We start from the raw sequence: 15,202 nt of genomic DNA, 5'->3' as shown, positions 1-15,202 counted from the left end.
CATGATCCTTTTTGCCTGTTTTGGTGCATGTAACGTTCGCGTCTGATCAGGTCCACGTCCAGCAAGGAACTTCCATGCTCAAGAAGGTCGGCGGCGTCGTCGTCGCGATCATCGTCGCCGTCGCCGTGAAGCTCGGCATCCCCTACCTCACCGGCGACGCCCCGGTGCACGCCAAGGCCGGCGACTGCGTCACGGTCAGCGGTCCGGAGAACGACCCGAAGGTCGACTCGGTGGACTGCTCCTCCGGCAAGGCCGACCTCTACAAGGTCGTCAAGGTCGTCGACAACACCTTCGACCTCGACAAGTGCGGCGAGGTCGGCGAGGTCGGGCTCGCGCAGCAGTGGGACGCGGACAAGTTCGTCCTCTGCCTCGACGCGGTCAAGAAGTAACTCCCGCACAGCCGAGAAGGCCGGAACCGATCGGGTTCCGGCCTTCTCCGCGTCCTACGGCGACCCCACCGGCCGGGGCTCCGAGACGGACGGGGCGACCGGGGACGAAGGAGTCGTCGCGGGCGTCGGGAGAGTGCCAGTGAGCGCCGGGGGACGGGCGGGCGGCACCGGCTCCGGGGCCACGGGCCCGCCCCGGAGCAGCGCGAGGACGCACACGGCGGCCGCGGCGGCGGCCGTCCCGAGCACCGCGAACGCCACCGAGGCCACCCGGTGCGTCCCCCACCGGCGTCCCCGCGGAGGCGCGTCGCGCCTCAGGTCGCGGGAGGTGACGAGAGCGGCGCGGGCGGCGAGAGCGGCGCGCAGCCGCTCCTCGACAGGGGAGGTCATCGACCCGTCTCCGTTCTCTCCATGAGCTTCCGCTCCAGGGCGTCGAGCGCACGGCTCGCCGTGGACTTCACCGTGCCGCGCGAGAGCCCGAGCGTCCGCGCGATCTGCTCCTCCGACAGCTCCGACCAGTAGCGCAGCACCAGGACCTCGCGCTGCCGCCGCGTCAGCTCCGCCAGCGCGTCGAGCACGTCCCGGTGCTCCTCGGCGAGCAGCAGCCCCTCGTCGACGGGCGCGCCGGTGCCCGGGTGGGGCGGGATGTACGCGCGCGCGGTGCGGCGCCGGCGCAGCACGGAGCGGGCCGCGTTGACGACGGCGGTGTGCAGGTACGCCCCGGGGTCCTGGAGCCCGTCCAGCGAGGTGCCGTAGGCGCGGCACACGGCGGCGAACGCGTCCTGCACGACGTCCTCGGCGGTCGGCAGGTCGTCCACCAGGAACAACGCGAGCCGCACCATGTCGAGCCGCCGCGTCCGGTAGAGCTCGGTCAGGGTCGGCGGGGTGGTTCCCCCTCCGTGCGGGGTGGCTCCCCCTCCGTACGGCGTGGCTCCCCCTCCGTGCGGGGCGACGGCGCGCAGCTGCGGTCGACGCTCCCGCACCGGCACGCGCGCGAGCAGCCGGGACCACCAGGACGGCGCCAGGGGCAGGGGAAGGGCGTACGGCATGGGCCTCGATCCGTCGGAGCGGGCGGGCCCTTCCCGGACCCGCCCGCTCGCCTGGTACTGCTACTTGCCGGGGGCGATCACGCGGGGCGCGTCACCGGCGCGCGCGGGGGCGGGCGCGGGCGTGGACGCGGGGACGGGCTTCGTCGCCGCCACCGGCTCCGGGGCGGCGGGCGCGGGCTTCGGGGCCGCCCCCGGCTTCGGCGCGGTCACGACCTTCGGCGCGGCGGGCGCGGGCTTCGCCGGGACGGAGTTCGGCTTCGGCACGGTCACGACCTTCGGCGCGACGGGGGCCGGCTTCGGCGCGGTGTCGGCGACGGCCTGCGCGGCGAGGCCGCCGCCGAGGAGCAGCGCGGCACCGATGGCGACGGCCAGGATCCTGGGCTTGGCGTGGCTGGACATGGGGTTCTCCCGAGGAGGTGTCGGAAACACGGTCTGGAACATCAGCTGAAGGGCGCCTTCAACCCACCAGACGTGCGGCACCGCCCGAGGTTGCGGATCGTGTCCGAGAAATTTCCCCCGGGACGCCCCTGAGGCGAATGAGGGGGGATCGGCGAGGAGGGACGACACACCTCCCGCTCTTTTAACGTATAGCGCACAGGGGGGCTTGCGGCAAGGCCCCCTCGGGGGCGCAGAATCGCACCTCGAAAGCCAGCCGACCGAAAGCGGGAGATCCCCTACATGACGTCCCTCATTGCCGGTGTGTTCGACCTCGCCGGCAACCTCGCCCCCAAGGCCGACCCGGCGCTCATCGCCGCCGACGAGCAGCACTTCGCGGCCATCGCCCGCTGCCTCGACGAGACGATCGCCGAGCTGTCCGAGCAGCTCGACGCCGAGCGGAAGGCGCCCGGCGGGGTGGGCCGGGAGGCGATGGACCGGGACGCGGAGATCCACCGGCTGAGCGGCCGCCTGCGGACGCTGCGCCGCTTCGGCCTCGACCTGTGCCTGGGGCGCGTGGTCGGCGCGGACGACGCCGAGCCGGTCTACATCGGACGCCTCGGCCTCACCGACAGCACCGGCCGCCGGCTCCTCATCGACTGGCGCTCCCCGGCGGCGGAACCCTTCTTCGCGGCGACGCACGCCACCCCGATGGGCCTGGCGAGCCGCCGCCGCTACCGCTGGTCCGGCGGCCGGATCACGGACTACTGGGACGAGGTCTTCACCGCCGAGGGCCTCGAAGGGCACGCCGCGCTCGACGACCAGTCCGCGTTCATCGCCAGCCTCGGCGGCAACCGCTCGCCCCGGATGCGGGACGTCCTCGCGACGATCCAGTCCGACCAGGACGCCATCATCCGCGCGGGCTCGCGCGGCGCCCTCGTCGTCGACGGCGGCCCCGGTACGGGAAAGACGGTCGTCGCCCTGCACCGCACCGCGCACCTCCTCTACTCGGACCCGAGGCTCGGGCACCGCCGCGGCGGCGTGCTGTTCGTCGGCCCGCACCAGCCCTATCTGAACTACGTCGCCGACGTCCTGCCCAGCCTCGGCGAGGAGGGCGTACGGACCTGCACCGTGCGCGACCTGGTCGCCGAGGGCGCGAAGGCGCCGGCGGAGACCGACCCGGAGGTCGCCCGTCTGAAGTCGACGGCGGACATGGTGAAGGCGATCGAGAAGGCCGTCGCGTTCTACGAGGAGCCGCCCACCGAGGGCATGACCGTCTCCACCCACTGGTCGGACATCCCGCTGACGGCCGCCGACTGGGCGGAGGCCTTCGACGCGGCGGAGCCGGGCACCCCGCACAACGAGGCCCGCGAGCAGATCTGGGAGCACCTGGTCTCGATCCTCTTCGACAAGTACGACGGCGAGGAGGTCCCCGAGGCGCAGTTCCGCAAGTCCCTGCGCCAGGACCGGGAGCTCACCGGGGCCCTGCACAGCGCCTGGCCGATGCTGGAGGCGGCCGACCTCGTCGGCGACCTGTGGACGGTCCCCGCGTACCTGCGGATGTGCGCGCCCTGGCTGGGACCCGACGAGGTCAAGCGGCTGCGGCGCGCGGACGCCCAGGCGTGGACGGTCTCCGACCTGCCGCTCCTGGACGCGGCCCGGCAGCGCCTCGGCGACCCGGCGACCGCCCGGTTCAACCTCCGGCGCAAGGCCACCGTCGCCGCCGAACGCGAGCGCATGGCCGGCGTCATCGACAGCATCGTCGCGGCCGACCCCGACGGCGAGGGCGCGGTCACGATGCTCCGGGGCAAGGACCTCCAGGAGACCCTGGTCGACGAGAACGCCCTGCCGACGGCCGAACGGGAGCCGCTGGACGGCCCCTTCGCCCACATCGTCGTCGACGAGGCGCAGGAACTCACCGACGCCGAATGGCAGATGCTCCTCCTCCGCTGCCCCTCCCGCAGCTTCACGATCGTCGGCGACCGCGCCCAGGCCCGCCACGGCTTCACCGAGTCGTGGCGCGAGCGCCTGGAGCGCGTCGGCTTCGACCGCGTCGACATGGCGTCCCTGAGCGTCAACTACCGCACCCCGGAAGAGGTCATGGCGGAGGCCGAGCCGGTCATCCGCGCCGCCCTCCCGGACGCCAACGTCCCCACGTCCGTCCGCGCCAACGGCATCCCGGTCACCCACGCCCCGGTCGCCGACCTCGACGCCGTCCTCGACGCCTGGCTCGCCGAGAACGCCGAAGGCGTCGCCTGCGTCATCGGCGCCCCGGCGTTCCACGAGCGCCCCCGCGTCCGCTCGCTCACCCCGTCCCTCTCCAAGGGCCTGGAGTTCGACCTCGTGGTCCTCGTCGACCCGGACTCCTTCGGCGAGGGCGTCGAGGGCGCGGTCGACCGGTACGTGGCGATGACCCGCGCGACCCAGCGCCTGGTGATCCTGACGAGCGCCTCGACGGGCCGTCCCTGAAAAGGGAATGAGCGCCGCCGGGCCCCCTTGCTACGGTGGCCCGATGACAGCGATCAAGGAACTCCAGGTCACCATCGACTGCGCGGAGCCCATACGCCTCGCCGCTTTCTGGTGCGAGGTGCTCGGGTACGTCCTCCCGCCGGTCCCCGAGGGCTTCGACACCTGGGAGGAGTACCAGAACTCGCTGCCGGCCGAGAAGCGGCCCGTCTACTTCGGGTGCACCGACCCTTCCGGCAAGGGTCCCCGCGTGCTCTTCCAGCGCGTCCCCGAGGGCAAGGCCGTCAAGAACCGCGTCCACCTCGACGTCCGCGCCGGCACCGGCCTCGTGGGCGACGAGCGCCTCGCGGTCCTCGAGGCCGAGTGCGCGCGCCTGGTCGCGCTGGGCGCGACGCACCTGAAGACGCTGTACGCCGACGGGGAGAACGAGTCCTGCATCAACATGCAGGACATCGAGGGCAACGAGTTCTGCCTCGACTGAGCGCCTGACGGCACGCGAAACGGCCTCCACCCGTCACGGGTGGAGGCCGTTTCGCGTGCCGTCAGGGAAGCGGGGCCCGTCCGGCCCGCGGCGACCGTCAGGCGGTTCGCGGGTCCCGCTTCATCGACCACAGGACCGGGCCGCCGCCGGGCAGGGAGAACTCGCCCCGGACCGTGAAGCCGAAGTGCTCGTAGACCGGGAGGTTGTCCGGCTTGGAGGACTCCAGGTAGACCGGCAGGCCCGCCGCGTCGGCCTTGGCGAGGCCGGAGCGGAGGAGGGCGGAGCCGTGGCCCAGGCCCCGGGCGGCGGGGTCGGAGCCGATGACGGCGAGGTACCAGTGGGGTTCGGCGGGCCCGTGCTCGGCGGCCGCCATGACGGCCTGCTGGAAGACCGGGGCGCGGTCGCCGAGGATCTCCACGAGCTCCTGGATGGTGTCCGCGTCCGGGACGGCCTTGTCCGCGCCCTCGGGCGACACCCAGAAGGCGGCGGCCGACCCGGTGCGCTCGCAGACGCCGTGCAGGCCGTACTGCCGGGTGAACAGGGTCGTGAAGTAGCGGCCGAGGTCCGTCTCGCGGGAGGCGTCGTCGGGGAAGAACCAGCGCATCATCGGGTCGTCGCCGAAGGCGGAGGCCAGGGTGCGGCTGACCGTGCGAGCGTCGTCGATCGTGGCCGTCTTCGGTGCGTTTGACAGGGTCATACGGGTCATTCTGCACCCGTGATGATCTTGGTCGGGCGGTGGGTGACTGCCTGCGCCTCCGGCCCTGGTCAGGCGGTCGGGGGCTGGGCGCGGAGCAGGCGTACCGCCGCCGTGGCCGGCAGGGCGATGCCGATGGCGAGGATGACGAGCAGCTCCGTCGGGCCGAAGCGGGCGGCCAGGAGGAAGCCGCCGAGCGCGACCACGACCGGTGTCGCGAGGGTGAGGGCGGTCGCCAGGACCTTGGTGCCGCGGTCCCACGCGTCGGACGTCCACAGCAGGACGAGGCCCACGATCAGGGCGACCACGGCGGGGAGGGAGCCGGCGAGGCCGGCGAACCCCGTCATGCCGAGCAGGACGGCCGTGACGACCGTGCGCGTCCGGTTCTGCTGCGCCTTCGGGACGGCGGTGGTCGCGGCGGCGGGGGCCTCCGGCTCCTCCGCGCGGGCGGCGGCCACGATGGCGGCGGGGCTGCCGAGCCGTTCGAGGGCCGTGCGGACGGCCTTCGGGTCCTCCTCGTCCCCGACGGCGACCGCGAGGTGTTCGCGCAGGTCGGCGAGGAGCTCCTCGCGGCGGCCCGCGGGCAGGAAGGACGCCTCCCGCTCGATCGTGGCCAGGTAGTCGGTCACGAGGGGGTGTTCGGTGCCGGTCATGCGGAGCCTCCGTGGGGTGCGGTCAGGAAGTGGTCGACGCCGTCGCGGAAGCGCGGCCAGCTCTCGGCGAACTCGGTGAGCGCGGTCCTGCCCGGCGTGGTGAGCGTGTAGTAGCGGCGGGCGGGGCCGGTGGCCGACTCGCGCAGCTCGGTGTCGACGAGCCCGTCGCGGCGGAGCCGGGACAGCAGGGGGTAGATCGTGCCCTGGCTGGTGGTCATGACGCTGACCGCGGCCAGTTCGTCGAGGATCTCGACGCCGTAGCGCGGGCCGTCGCGCAGCAGGGCGAGGACGCAGTACTCCAGTACGCCCTTGCGCAGCTGACTGGCGACCTTTCCGGCCGCCGTCTCAGATCTTGCTTCGCCAGGAACCATGTAATGCAAGATACCTCCGAGTGTGCCGCCGATCAACGCCCCACGACCGCGTGCGACGATTTCCGGATGCGCGAACTGAGCGAGCTGACCGAGGTCGACGAGCCGGCGTGGCCGCTGCTCGAAGAGGAGCTGCGGACGGCGAAGGTGCCCGTCGAGGTGCTGGACGCCGACCCCGGACAGGCGGCGTCCACCCTCCTCCAGACACAGGTCACCGTCCGCTCGTACCTGGGGGCGTTCCTGTTCCGCACCGGCGGGGCGCTCGTCGACGACGGCTGGCTGCGGGTGTACGGCAGCCCGGCCGCCCACAACGACCGGCGCCTGCCCGGCCTCGCCCGGATCAACGGCTACCCCGCCGAGCCCGACGCCGACTGGCGGCCCGCCGCCGCGCTCGTCGTCGCCCACGACGTCCTCGGCGGGGCCTTCGCGATCCAGGGCGGCACGGAGGAGGAGACCGGACTGCCCGGCAGCCCCGGCGAGATGGTCTACTTCGCGCCCGACTCGCTGCGCTGGGACGCGATCGGCGCCGGATACGGGGCCTGGCTGTCCTGGGTCCTCGGCGGCGGCATCGAGGAGTTCTACGAGGGCCTGCGCTGGCCCGGCTGGCGAGAGGAGGTGCCCGGACTGACCGGCGGGGAGGGGCTCAGCCTCTATCCGCCCCTGTGGTCCGCCGAGGCCCACCAGGACCTGGCCGGAACCAGCCGTGCGGTCGTCCCCCTGGAGCAACTCCTCGGACTCGCGCACGACACGGCCCTCCAGCTCGACGGGACCGACCCCGGCTTCCTGGGGACCGTGTGAGCGACGGCCCCGGGGACGCGACCGTACGGACGGCCCGCCTGGACCTCGTCCCCCTCGCCGTCGCGCACGCCGACGAGATGGCCGGGGTCCTCGCCGACCCCGCCCTCCACGCCTTCATCGGCGGCGCCCCGCTGACCGCGCCCGAACTGCGCGCCCGGTACGAGCGGCTGGTCGCCGGATCGCCGGACCCGGCGGTCGTCTGGTGCAACTGGGTGGTGCGGCTCCGCGCCGGGGAACGGCTCGCCGGCACCGTGCAGGCGACGCTCACCGACGACGGGCGGACCGCCGAGGTCGCCTGGGTGACCGGGACCGGGTGGCAGGGCAGGGGCATCGCCCGCGAGGCGGCCGGGGCGCTGGTGGACCTGCTCCTCGCCCGGGGCGTCCGCACCGTCGTCGCCCACGTCCACCCCGCCCACACGGCCTCCGCCGCCGTGGCCCGCGCGGCCGGCCTGACGCCGACGGACGGGGAACAGGACGGCGAGGTCCGCTGGGAGCGGACCGCCTCCCGGGACCACCCCCTATAAGGAGGTGCGGTCGGCGGGGGCGGCTCGGCAGACTCGCCCCCATGCTCAGTGATCACTGGCCCCTCATGGCCCTCCGCGTCCGGTCCCCCCGCCTGGAGCTGCGGCTCCCCACCGGGGAGGAACTCGCCGAGGTGGCCGACGTCGCCGCGCGGGGCGTCCACGCGCCGGGCGCCCGCCCGTTCCTGACGCCGTGGACGGACCTGCCGCCCGCCGAGCGGGCCCGGCACGTGATCCAGCTGCACTGGAGCCGCCTCGGACGGTGGACCCCGCAGAACTGGGCGCTGAACCTCGTCGCCTTCCACGAGGGCCGCCCCCTCGGCATCCAGGACGTGCGGGCCGTCGACTTCGGCGTCCGCCGCGAGATCGTCTCCGGCTCCTGGCTCGGCCTCGACCACCAGGGCAAGGGCCTCGGCACCGAGATGCGCGTCGCCATGCTGCACCTGGCCTTCGCCGGACTCGGCACCGTCTCGGCGACCTCCCTCTCCTTCACCGACAACCACTCCTCGGCCACCGTCTCCCGCAAGCTCGGCTACCGCCCCGACGGCATCACCCGCGACGTCCTCCACGGCGAGGTCGTCGAATCCCTCCGCTTCCGCCTCTCCCGCGAGGACTGGACCGCCCAGGACCACCCACCGGTGACGGTGACCGGCCTGAAGGGCTGCGAGGAGTTCTTCGGGATCGAGGCGCCGTGAGCGCGGAGACCTTCTTCTTCCGGTTCGTGGACGGCGAGTCGGTGGCGCTGGACGTCGAGGCGTTTCGCCGGGCGGTCGAGCCGTACGTGGTGGCGGGTTCGGTGGACGCCGGTGAAGTCCTCCTGCGGGCGGAGGACGGAGGCGAGGCGGAGTTCCACGTCCCCACCGACGGAGCCGTGACGTCCCTGACGGCGATGCACATCTCGCTCGGCGCCATGCCCGACGTGGTCGCCGGCATCGCCGACGCGCTCGGAGCCGTCATCTTCCCCGTGGGCGGACCAGCGGAGATCCGCCACGAGGACGAGCGGCGCCACCTTCCGCCGGAGCTGCGGGGCGAGGCGATCGTCCGGTCCTGACGCCCACCACGACCAGGCCCAGGAGCGCTGCCGCCCCCGCCGCCAGGCCCGCCCGCAGGCCCGGGGGCCGGAAGGTGCAGGAGAGTTCGGTGAGACCGTCGCGGACCGGGACGGCGAGGAGGCCGCCGTACGAGGTCGCCGGGGCGCCCGCGCAGTGCCAGCCCGCGATGTGCGGGGCCGCCACGACCGCCGTGCCGGTGGAGCCAGGGGGGAGGGTGGCCCGGATGCCGTCGGAGGTGACCCGGACCGAGGTCGCGGCGCGGGCGCGGAGGGCCGCGACCGCCGTGCGGAGCCGGTCGTGGTCCAGGCAGCCGAGTTCGCCGGGGCCCGGCAGCTCGGGCTTCAGGCCGGGGGTCCGCTGGACGCCGAGGGACGTCAGGGCGGCGCGGCGCTTCGGGGTGCCGCCCAGGAGGTGGGTCTCGTGGTCGCCGAGGCGGGCCGTGCCCGTGGTGTCGGGGGCCCAGAGGAAGACCTCCGTGCCGACGGGGCACGCGCCCGCGTGCGGGGGCTCGTAGACCTGGGAGCCCAGCAGGAGTTCCTGGTTGCGGAAGGGCGACCGGCCGTAGACCGGGGGCGGGCCCGGGGGCCGTACCGTCACGAGGGGGAGGCGGACGTCCGTGCGGACCACCGCGCCGTCCCGCCAGCGCGCGCCGACGCCGAACAGCGCGTCCGTCACCGGGTTGTCCAGGCTCAGCAGGTTCCGGCCGCGTGAGGTCCAGCCGCCGCCGAGCGCGGCGAGGGTCTCGGTGAGGACCGCCGGGGTGTGGCTGCTGTAGTACGCGGCGCCCTGGCCGCCCAGGAGCAGCGGATCGTTGCCCGCGACCCGGGGGAGGCCGGAGTCCGTGCGGTACGCGGGCCAGCCGTCGGCCGCCGCGAGGGCCGCCGCCCGCCGCTCGTGCTCCGGGCCCCACGGCGGGTAGTCGTCGAGCCGGACGAGCCGCTCCCGGTCCGCGTACGCCGTGGTCGCCGCCGCCTGCCCGAGCAGGGTGCCGGCGACGAGCAGCGCGGCGAGCAGTCCGTACCGGCCCCGGCGGGGGAGGAGGAGCGCGCCCGCCACCGCCGCCAGGCCCACGGCCGCGAGGAGCAGGGACCAGGAGGTGAGGAGGGGGCTGGGGAGGGCTCCGGCGGTCAGCGCCAGGACGACCGCCGCGCCGCCGAGGAGCGCGCGGCGGTCCGGGAGGCCGTGCGCGAGGCCCGTCCAGGCGGCGAGGACGAGGACGCCGGACAGGACGAAGGTCTGCCGGTACGGGCTGCCGTTGGGGGTGGCGAAGACGTGCCAGGCCAGGTGCGTCGGGGTCCACTGCATCGACAGGGCCACCGCCGCGCACAGGCCGCCCCACAGCCACCGCTCCCTGCCCCGCACGTCCCGGCGGAAGAGCAGCGCCCCCGCAAGCAGCGGCACCGCCGTGCAGACGAAGGCCGCCGGGGTCATGAAGCTGTACGTCACCGGCAGCAGCCGGGCCAGGACGTCCGTGCCGGCCGCCGGGGCGAAGTCCCGGACCACGCCCGGGTAGGCGTGCCGGGAGCCGAGGAAGACGGGGACGAGGACGGGGGCCGCGAGGCCGATCCCGACGCCCGTCGTCAGCACCGCCCGGAGCAGGGTCCGCCACCGGAAGGCGTCCGTGACCGCCAGGCGGACCAGGAGCACCAGGGCGGCGCCCAGGGTCGCCATGTAGGCGGTGTAGAAGTTCGCGAGCCAGCAGACCGCCACCACCAGCGGGCCCAGGAGCGGCCGCCGGCCCTCCCGCGCCCACTCGCCGACCAGGCAGAGCAGCGGGAAGGCGATCAGGCCGTCCAGCCACATCGGGTTGTACGTGCCCTCCGCGAGCGACCAGCCGCACAGCGCGTACGAGGCGCCCAGGACCGACGCCCACCACCAGACGCCCGGTCCGAGGCGGCGCAGCAGGAACGTCATCGCCGCCGCCGCGACCGCCGTCTTCAGGACGGTGATCGCGTACACCGCGTACTCGACGTCCCCGCGCGGGAACAGCGCGACGAGCGGCGCGAAGGGGCTCGACAGATAGGTGCCGTAGTCGGGCAGGAAGCTCGTGCCCCAGCCGGCCCCCCAGTCGAGCAGCGGCCCGCCGTCCGCCCGGCCGTGCAGCAGGTCCCACAGGTGCGCGTGGAACGGTACGAACTGGTTGGCGAGGTCGTTGACGGCCCGGTGGCGCGGCCCGAAGGGGAACACCCGGGCGACGGCGTCCCCGCCGCAGACGGCGAGGGCGGCGAGGAGGGCGGAGAGCAGGTACGAACGCTTGGTCTTCGGCATGACGGATCGAATATGACAGCGGACACAACGGAAATGACCGTCCCGGCGGGCCAGTTCACGTGATGGTCGCCTGCTCGCCATCCACCCGGACCGGCCGGGTCACCGGGCTCCGTTGTCGTGGTCCGCGTGCTGCTCTCGATCGTCGTCCCGTGCTTCAACGAGGAGGACGTCCTCGCCCGCTTCCACGACCACGTGACCGCCGAACTCGCCCATCTCGACGGTGAGTTCGAGCTCGTCTACGTGGACGACGGAAGCCGGGACCGGACCCTCCCGATCCTCCAGGAGCTCGCGGGGCGCGACCCCGACCGGGTCCGTTACCTCTCCTTCAGCCGCAACTTCGGCAAGGAGGCCGCGATGCTCGCCGGGCTCCGGCACGCCGCCGGCGACGCCGTCGTGATCATGGACGCGGACCTCCAGCACCCGCCGGAGCTCGTGCACCGCATGGTCGCCCTGCACGCCGAGGGCTACGACCAGGTCGTCGCCCGCCGCACCCGCGAGGGGGACCGGGTCACCCGCACCCTCACCGCCCGCCTCTACTACCGGGCGATCAACCGGCTCGTCGACGTCGAGCTCGTCGACGGCGTCGGCGACTTCCGGCTGCTCTCCCGCCGTGCCGTCGACGCGGTCCTCGAACTCGGCGAGTACAACCGCTTCTCCAAGGGCCTCTTCTCCTGGGTCGGCTTCCCCACCACGACCTTCTCCTACGAGAACGCCGTCCGTGAGCAGGGCCGCTCCAAGTGGACCTTCGGCAAGCTCCTCAACTACGGCCTCGACGGGCTCCTCTCCTTCAACAACAAGCCCCTGCGGGCCGCCGTCCACCTCGGCCTCCTCCTCACCGTCGTCGCCCTCGGCTACGCGGCCTGGATCGTCGGCGACGCCCTCGTCAACGGCGTCGACACCCCCGGCTACGTCACCCTCCTCGTCACCGTCACCGCCCTCGCCGGCATGCAGATGGTGATGGCCGGGCTGATCGGCGAGTACGTCGGACGCATCTACTACGAGGTGAAGCGCCGGCCGCACTATCTGCTGAAGGAGACGGGCGGAGGTGCGGAACCGGCCGACACCCGGGTGACGGGTGAGTCGTTGTGGGAAACAGTCGCTCCGAAGTAGTGGCTCCGGCCCCGGCGACTCCCTACCATCGATCACCGCAAGGTCGTTCAACTGACGCACGACCAGCCCGGGAGGCTCCTTTGCACCGCCGCACTGCGCTCACCGTCTCCGCCGCCCTCCTCGCCGCGGCCCCGCTGCTCACCGCCTGCGGCAGCGACGCCCACCCAGGAGCGGCGGCCGTCGTCGGCGGCGAACGGATCGAGGTGTCCAGCCTCCAGGCCCAGGTCGAGGACGTGCGGGCCGCCCAGAAGGCCTCGCCGCAGTCCGCCCAGCTGGTGGCCGCCACCGGTGACCTCAGCCGCCGCAAGCTCAACGCCATGATCTTCGACCGGGTCGTCGACAAGGTCGCCGAGGACAACGGCGTCAGCGCCACCCGCGCCGAGCTCCAGCAGACCCGGACCGCCTTCGTCCGCCAGTCCGGCGGCGAGGACCAGCTCGCGGCCGTCCTCCTCCAGGAGCAGGGCGTGGCGCCCGGCCAGATCGACGACGTCGTCCGCCGCAACGTCCTCATGAACAAGATCGCCAAGAAGCTGGGCGTCACCGACGACCCCGCCGGCCAGAAGAAGCTGACCGAGGTCTTCTCCGCCGCGGCCAAGGACCTCGCCATCGACGTCAACCCGCGCTACGGCCGCTGGGACAACGCCCAGATCCGGCTCGACACCGGCTACGACGGCGCGCCCTGGCTCCGCCAGATCAGCCAGGACCCCACGGCCGTGCAGGCGGGCGCCTGACCCGGGGTAGGTTCGAAGGGTGACTTCTGAGAGCCCCGGCCGCATCGTTCTGCTCACCGCCAGCCACCGCGTGGCCCCCGGACTGCTGTCCTGGCCCGCCTGGCAGGCGCTGCACGGGGCCGACCGGGTGCTCTGCCCCGACGAGGACCACCCCCAGCTGCCGTACCTGCGGGAGGCCGGGGTCGCCGTCGAGCACGCCCGGCCCACCGCCGAGGAGCTCGTCGAGGCCTGCGCCGGAGGCCGTACGGTCCTGCTGCTGCCCTCCGGCGAGGGGGACAGGGCGCTGACCGACGGCCTCGCCCGGCTCGCCGGCTCCGGCCGGGTGTCCATGCCCGACCTGGAGCTGCTGCCCGGCTCGTACGACCTGCCCGGCGCCCGGCTCCTGGACCTCGTGCAGGTCATGGACCGCGTCCGCCGCGAATGCCCCTGGACCTCGCGCCAGACCCACCGGGGGCTCGCCAAGTACGCCATCGAGGAGGCGTACGAACTCGTCGAGGCGATCGAGGAGGGCGACCGGCGGGAGCTCCGCGAGGAGCTCGGGGACGTCCTGCTCCAGGTCGTCTTCCACGCCCGGATCGCCGAGGAGGACGCGGAGGAGCCGTTCTCCGTGGACGACGTCGCCGGGACGCTCGTCGAGAAGCTGATCCACCGCCACCCGCACGTCTTCGGCGACGCGACCGCCGAGACCCCCGAGGACGTCCAGGCGCACTGGCAGCGCACCAAGGCGATCGAGAAGCAGCGCGAGTCCCTCACCGACGGGATCCCGCTCGGCCAGCCGGGGCTCGCGCTCGCCGCGAAGCTCGCGGGCCGGGTCCGCGCGGCCTCCCTCGACGTGAAGCTCCCGGCCGGCGACGGCATCGGCTACGAACTCCTCGCCCTCGCGGCCCGTGCCGAGTCCTCCGGCGTGGACCCGGAGGCGGCCCTGCGCGCGGCGGCCCGCACGTACCGGGACGCGATCCGCGCCGCGGAGGGTCTGGAGCCCTAGCCGCGCGGCGCCCGGGCCTCCGGGTCGTGCCAGAGGGGGGCCGGGGGGCCCAGGAGGCGTTCGGCGGCGGTGCCGGGGCGGGTGGTGAAGCGGCCCACGGACGGCAGGGCGTCGTGGTGGATCCGGTCCGGGTCGGTGCCGAGCTCCTCCAGGACCTCGGCGACCTCCGTCACGAAGCCCGGCGGCCCGGCGAGGTAGACGTCGTGCGCGGGCCAGTGGCCGCAGGCCCGCAGGGCCTGGAGGAGCCGCTCGGTCGCCCGGTCCTTGCGCTGCCGGGGCGCGGCCGTGATGTAGGTGACGTTCAGGCCGGGGAGGCGTTCCTTCAGGCGCTCCGCGTCCTCGCGTCCGTAGAGGTACTCCCGCGCGCGGGCCACCACGAACAGCCGCCCTTCGAGCTCCGGCTCGGTCTCGGCGGCCTCCGCGAGCAGCGCCCGCACCGGGGCCCAGCCCGTACCGCCGCATATATAGGTGCGGAGTCCGCCCGGCGCGGTCCGCGCGGTGAGCCCGCCGCCGGGGGCGCTGAGCCGCAGCACCTCGCCCGGCCGCGTCTCGTCGACCAGCGCCGTGCTCATCGCGCCGCCCGCGATCCGGCTCACGTGCAGCTCGACCGTGCCGTCCGGGCGGGGCGCGTCCGCGAGGGAGTAGGTGCGCCAGACGCGCGGGACCCGCAGCGAGCTGACGCCGACGTACTGGCCGGGGAGGTGGGGGAGGGGCTGCCGGGGGCGGAGGGTGAGGACGGCCAGGTCGTCGCCGTACCGCTCGTGCCGGACGACGTCCGCGTCCCACCACGCGGGCTCCCCGGCCGCCTCCGCCTCGGCGGCCCCGGCCAGCATCAGATCGGCGACGAGCCCGTACGCCTCGGTCCAGGCCTTCTCCGCCTCGATGGTCCAGGCCGAGCCGGTGGCGTGCGCGAAGGCGGCGAGCAGGCTCTCCCCGACCCCGGCGTACAGCGCGGGGGAGGCGAGGAACTTGCGGTGGTCGCGGCCCAGCCGGCCGAGGTAGCCGGCGAGAGAGGGGTCCTCCAGGTGGGCCACCACATGGGTGAGCGCGGCGAGGAGCCGGTCCCGCTGGGGGACCATGTCCTCGGGGAAGAGCTCGCGCACACCGGGGTTGTTCCAGAAGAGGTGCGAGTAGAAGAACGCCACGGCGTGCTCGGCGCGTCTCTCGACGACCGCGAACGTGCTTCTGAGCAGCTGGTGATCCACTGGCAAGAATCTAAGGCACGACCCGCACCGCCCGGGTGCGGGTTCTCCCCGGACGTGTCG

18 protein-coding genes are annotated in these 15,202 nt (G+C 74.0%); 10 read left to right on the top strand and 8 right to left on the bottom strand.

Annotated features, from left to right (window positions below; translation table 11 throughout):
- Positions 1 to 74 precede the first annotated feature (74 nt).
- Positions 75 to 389, top strand: coding sequence for a hypothetical protein (locus ACFYUS_RS37240; protein WP_388862429.1), 315 nt, complete (start codon positions 75 to 77; stop codon positions 387 to 389).
- Positions 390 to 443: 54 nt separating this feature from the next.
- Here the strand turns inward: ACFYUS_RS37240 and ACFYUS_RS37235 are convergent, their stop codons facing one another.
- The 3 genes from ACFYUS_RS37235 to ACFYUS_RS37225 are packed head-to-tail and all read right to left on the bottom strand — an operon-like array spanning position 444 to position 1,834.
- On the bottom strand, positions 444 to 776 hold the full coding sequence (locus ACFYUS_RS37235) for a hypothetical protein (protein WP_388862427.1): 333 nt from the start codon (positions 774 to 776) through the stop codon (positions 444 to 446).
- Positions 773 to 1,435, bottom strand: a complete 663-nt coding sequence (locus ACFYUS_RS37230) for an RNA polymerase sigma factor (protein ID WP_388862425.1) — start codon at positions 1,433 to 1,435, stop codon at positions 773 to 775. The genes ACFYUS_RS37235 and ACFYUS_RS37230 overlap by 4 nt, the downstream gene beginning before the upstream one ends.
- 60 nt (positions 1,436 to 1,495) lie before the next feature.
- Positions 1,496 to 1,834 (bottom strand): hypothetical protein, encoded by a 339-nt coding sequence (locus ACFYUS_RS37225; protein ID WP_388862423.1) that lies wholly within the window; start codon positions 1,832 to 1,834, stop codon positions 1,496 to 1,498.
- Positions 1,835 to 2,113: 279 nt separating this feature from the next.
- Here ACFYUS_RS37225 and helR point away from each other — a divergent pair, with 279 nt between their 5' ends.
- Both helR and ACFYUS_RS37215 read left to right on the top strand, forming a co-directional pair.
- Entirely contained in the window at positions 2,114 to 4,279 is a 2,166-nt protein-coding gene (gene helR, locus ACFYUS_RS37220) for an RNA polymerase recycling motor ATPase HelR (RefSeq protein WP_388862421.1), read from the top strand.
- A gap of 43 nt (positions 4,280 to 4,322) precedes the next feature.
- Positions 4,323 to 4,757 carry a VOC family protein gene (locus tag ACFYUS_RS37215; RefSeq protein WP_388862419.1) on the top strand — a complete coding sequence of 145 codons (435 nt, stop codon included), beginning with the start codon at positions 4,323 to 4,325 and terminating at the stop codon, positions 4,755 to 4,757.
- Positions 4,758 to 4,854: 97 nt separating this feature from the next.
- Here ACFYUS_RS37215 and ACFYUS_RS37210 read toward each other — a convergent pair whose 3' ends face one another.
- Genes ACFYUS_RS37210 through ACFYUS_RS37200 form a run of 3 tightly spaced genes read right to left on the bottom strand, consistent with a single transcriptional unit; the run spans position 4,855 to position 6,475 of the window.
- A complete protein-coding gene (locus ACFYUS_RS37210) occupies positions 4,855 to 5,463 on the bottom strand; it encodes a GNAT family N-acetyltransferase (RefSeq protein ID WP_388862417.1) in 609 nt (202 codons plus the stop codon).
- Positions 5,464 to 5,522: 59 nt separating this feature from the next.
- Complete coding sequence (locus ACFYUS_RS37205; RefSeq protein WP_388862415.1) at positions 5,523 to 6,104, bottom strand: HAAS signaling domain-containing protein; 582 nt, start codon at positions 6,102 to 6,104, stop codon at positions 5,523 to 5,525.
- Positions 6,101 to 6,475, bottom strand: a complete 375-nt coding sequence (locus ACFYUS_RS37200; RefSeq protein ID WP_351191364.1) for a PadR family transcriptional regulator — start codon at positions 6,473 to 6,475, stop codon at positions 6,101 to 6,103. Before ACFYUS_RS37200 ends, ACFYUS_RS37205 begins: the two co-directional genes overlap by 4 nt.
- A gap of 66 nt (positions 6,476 to 6,541) precedes the next feature.
- Here ACFYUS_RS37200 and ACFYUS_RS37195 point away from each other — a divergent pair, with 66 nt between their 5' ends.
- The 4 genes from ACFYUS_RS37195 to ACFYUS_RS37180 are packed head-to-tail and all read left to right on the top strand — an operon-like array spanning position 6,542 to position 8,842.
- Complete coding sequence (locus tag ACFYUS_RS37195) at positions 6,542 to 7,270, top strand: DUF2625 domain-containing protein (RefSeq protein WP_388862412.1); 729 nt, start codon at positions 6,542 to 6,544, stop codon at positions 7,268 to 7,270.
- Positions 7,267 to 7,794 carry a GNAT family N-acetyltransferase gene (locus ACFYUS_RS37190; RefSeq protein WP_388862410.1) on the top strand — a complete coding sequence of 176 codons (528 nt, stop codon included), beginning with the start codon at positions 7,267 to 7,269 and terminating at the stop codon, positions 7,792 to 7,794. Before ACFYUS_RS37195 ends, ACFYUS_RS37190 begins: the two co-directional genes overlap by 4 nt.
- Before the next feature lie 41 nt (positions 7,795 to 7,835).
- Positions 7,836 to 8,486, top strand: a complete 651-nt coding sequence (locus ACFYUS_RS37185) for a GNAT family N-acetyltransferase (protein ID WP_388862407.1) — start codon at positions 7,836 to 7,838, stop codon at positions 8,484 to 8,486.
- A complete protein-coding gene (locus tag ACFYUS_RS37180; RefSeq protein ID WP_388862405.1) occupies positions 8,483 to 8,842 on the top strand; it encodes a hypothetical protein in 360 nt (119 codons plus the stop codon). The genes ACFYUS_RS37185 and ACFYUS_RS37180 overlap by 4 nt, the downstream gene beginning before the upstream one ends.
- Here the strand turns inward: ACFYUS_RS37180 and ACFYUS_RS37175 are convergent.
- On the bottom strand, positions 8,745 to 11,111 hold the full coding sequence (locus tag ACFYUS_RS37175; RefSeq protein ID WP_388862403.1) for a YfhO family protein: 2,367 nt from the start codon (positions 11,109 to 11,111) through the stop codon (positions 8,745 to 8,747). The two genes, ACFYUS_RS37180 and ACFYUS_RS37175, sit on opposite strands and share 98 nt — an antisense overlap.
- Before the next feature lie 126 nt (positions 11,112 to 11,237).
- Here ACFYUS_RS37175 and ACFYUS_RS37170 point away from each other — a divergent pair, with 126 nt between their 5' ends.
- The 3 genes from ACFYUS_RS37170 (at position 11,238) to ACFYUS_RS37160 (ending at position 13,937) form a co-directional block, all read left to right on the top strand.
- Entirely contained in the window at positions 11,238 to 12,221 is a 984-nt protein-coding gene (locus tag ACFYUS_RS37170; protein WP_388862400.1) for a glycosyltransferase family 2 protein, read from the top strand.
- 80 nt (positions 12,222 to 12,301) lie between these two features.
- Positions 12,302 to 12,952 carry a SurA N-terminal domain-containing protein gene (locus tag ACFYUS_RS37165; protein ID WP_388862397.1) on the top strand — a complete coding sequence of 217 codons (651 nt, stop codon included), beginning with the start codon at positions 12,302 to 12,304 and terminating at the stop codon, positions 12,950 to 12,952.
- A gap of 19 nt (positions 12,953 to 12,971) precedes the next feature.
- Positions 12,972 to 13,937, top strand: coding sequence for a nucleoside triphosphate pyrophosphohydrolase (locus ACFYUS_RS37160; RefSeq protein ID WP_388862395.1), 966 nt, complete (start codon positions 12,972 to 12,974; stop codon positions 13,935 to 13,937).
- Here ACFYUS_RS37160 and ACFYUS_RS37155 read toward each other — a convergent pair.
- Positions 13,934 to 15,142: a globin domain-containing protein gene (locus ACFYUS_RS37155; RefSeq protein WP_388862393.1), complete on the bottom strand. Its 1,209-nt coding sequence runs from the start codon at positions 15,140 to 15,142 to the stop codon at positions 13,934 to 13,936. The two genes, ACFYUS_RS37160 and ACFYUS_RS37155, sit on opposite strands and share 4 nt — an antisense overlap.
- Positions 15,143 to 15,202: the final 60 nt, after the last annotated feature.

This window comes from Streptomyces sp. NPDC004284, assembly GCF_042874035.1.
Lineage (GTDB): Bacteria > Actinomycetota > Actinomycetes > Streptomycetales > Streptomycetaceae > Streptomyces.
The sequence above is the reverse complement of the archived record's forward strand: the minus strand, read 5'-3'. Positions and strand labels throughout refer to the sequence as shown.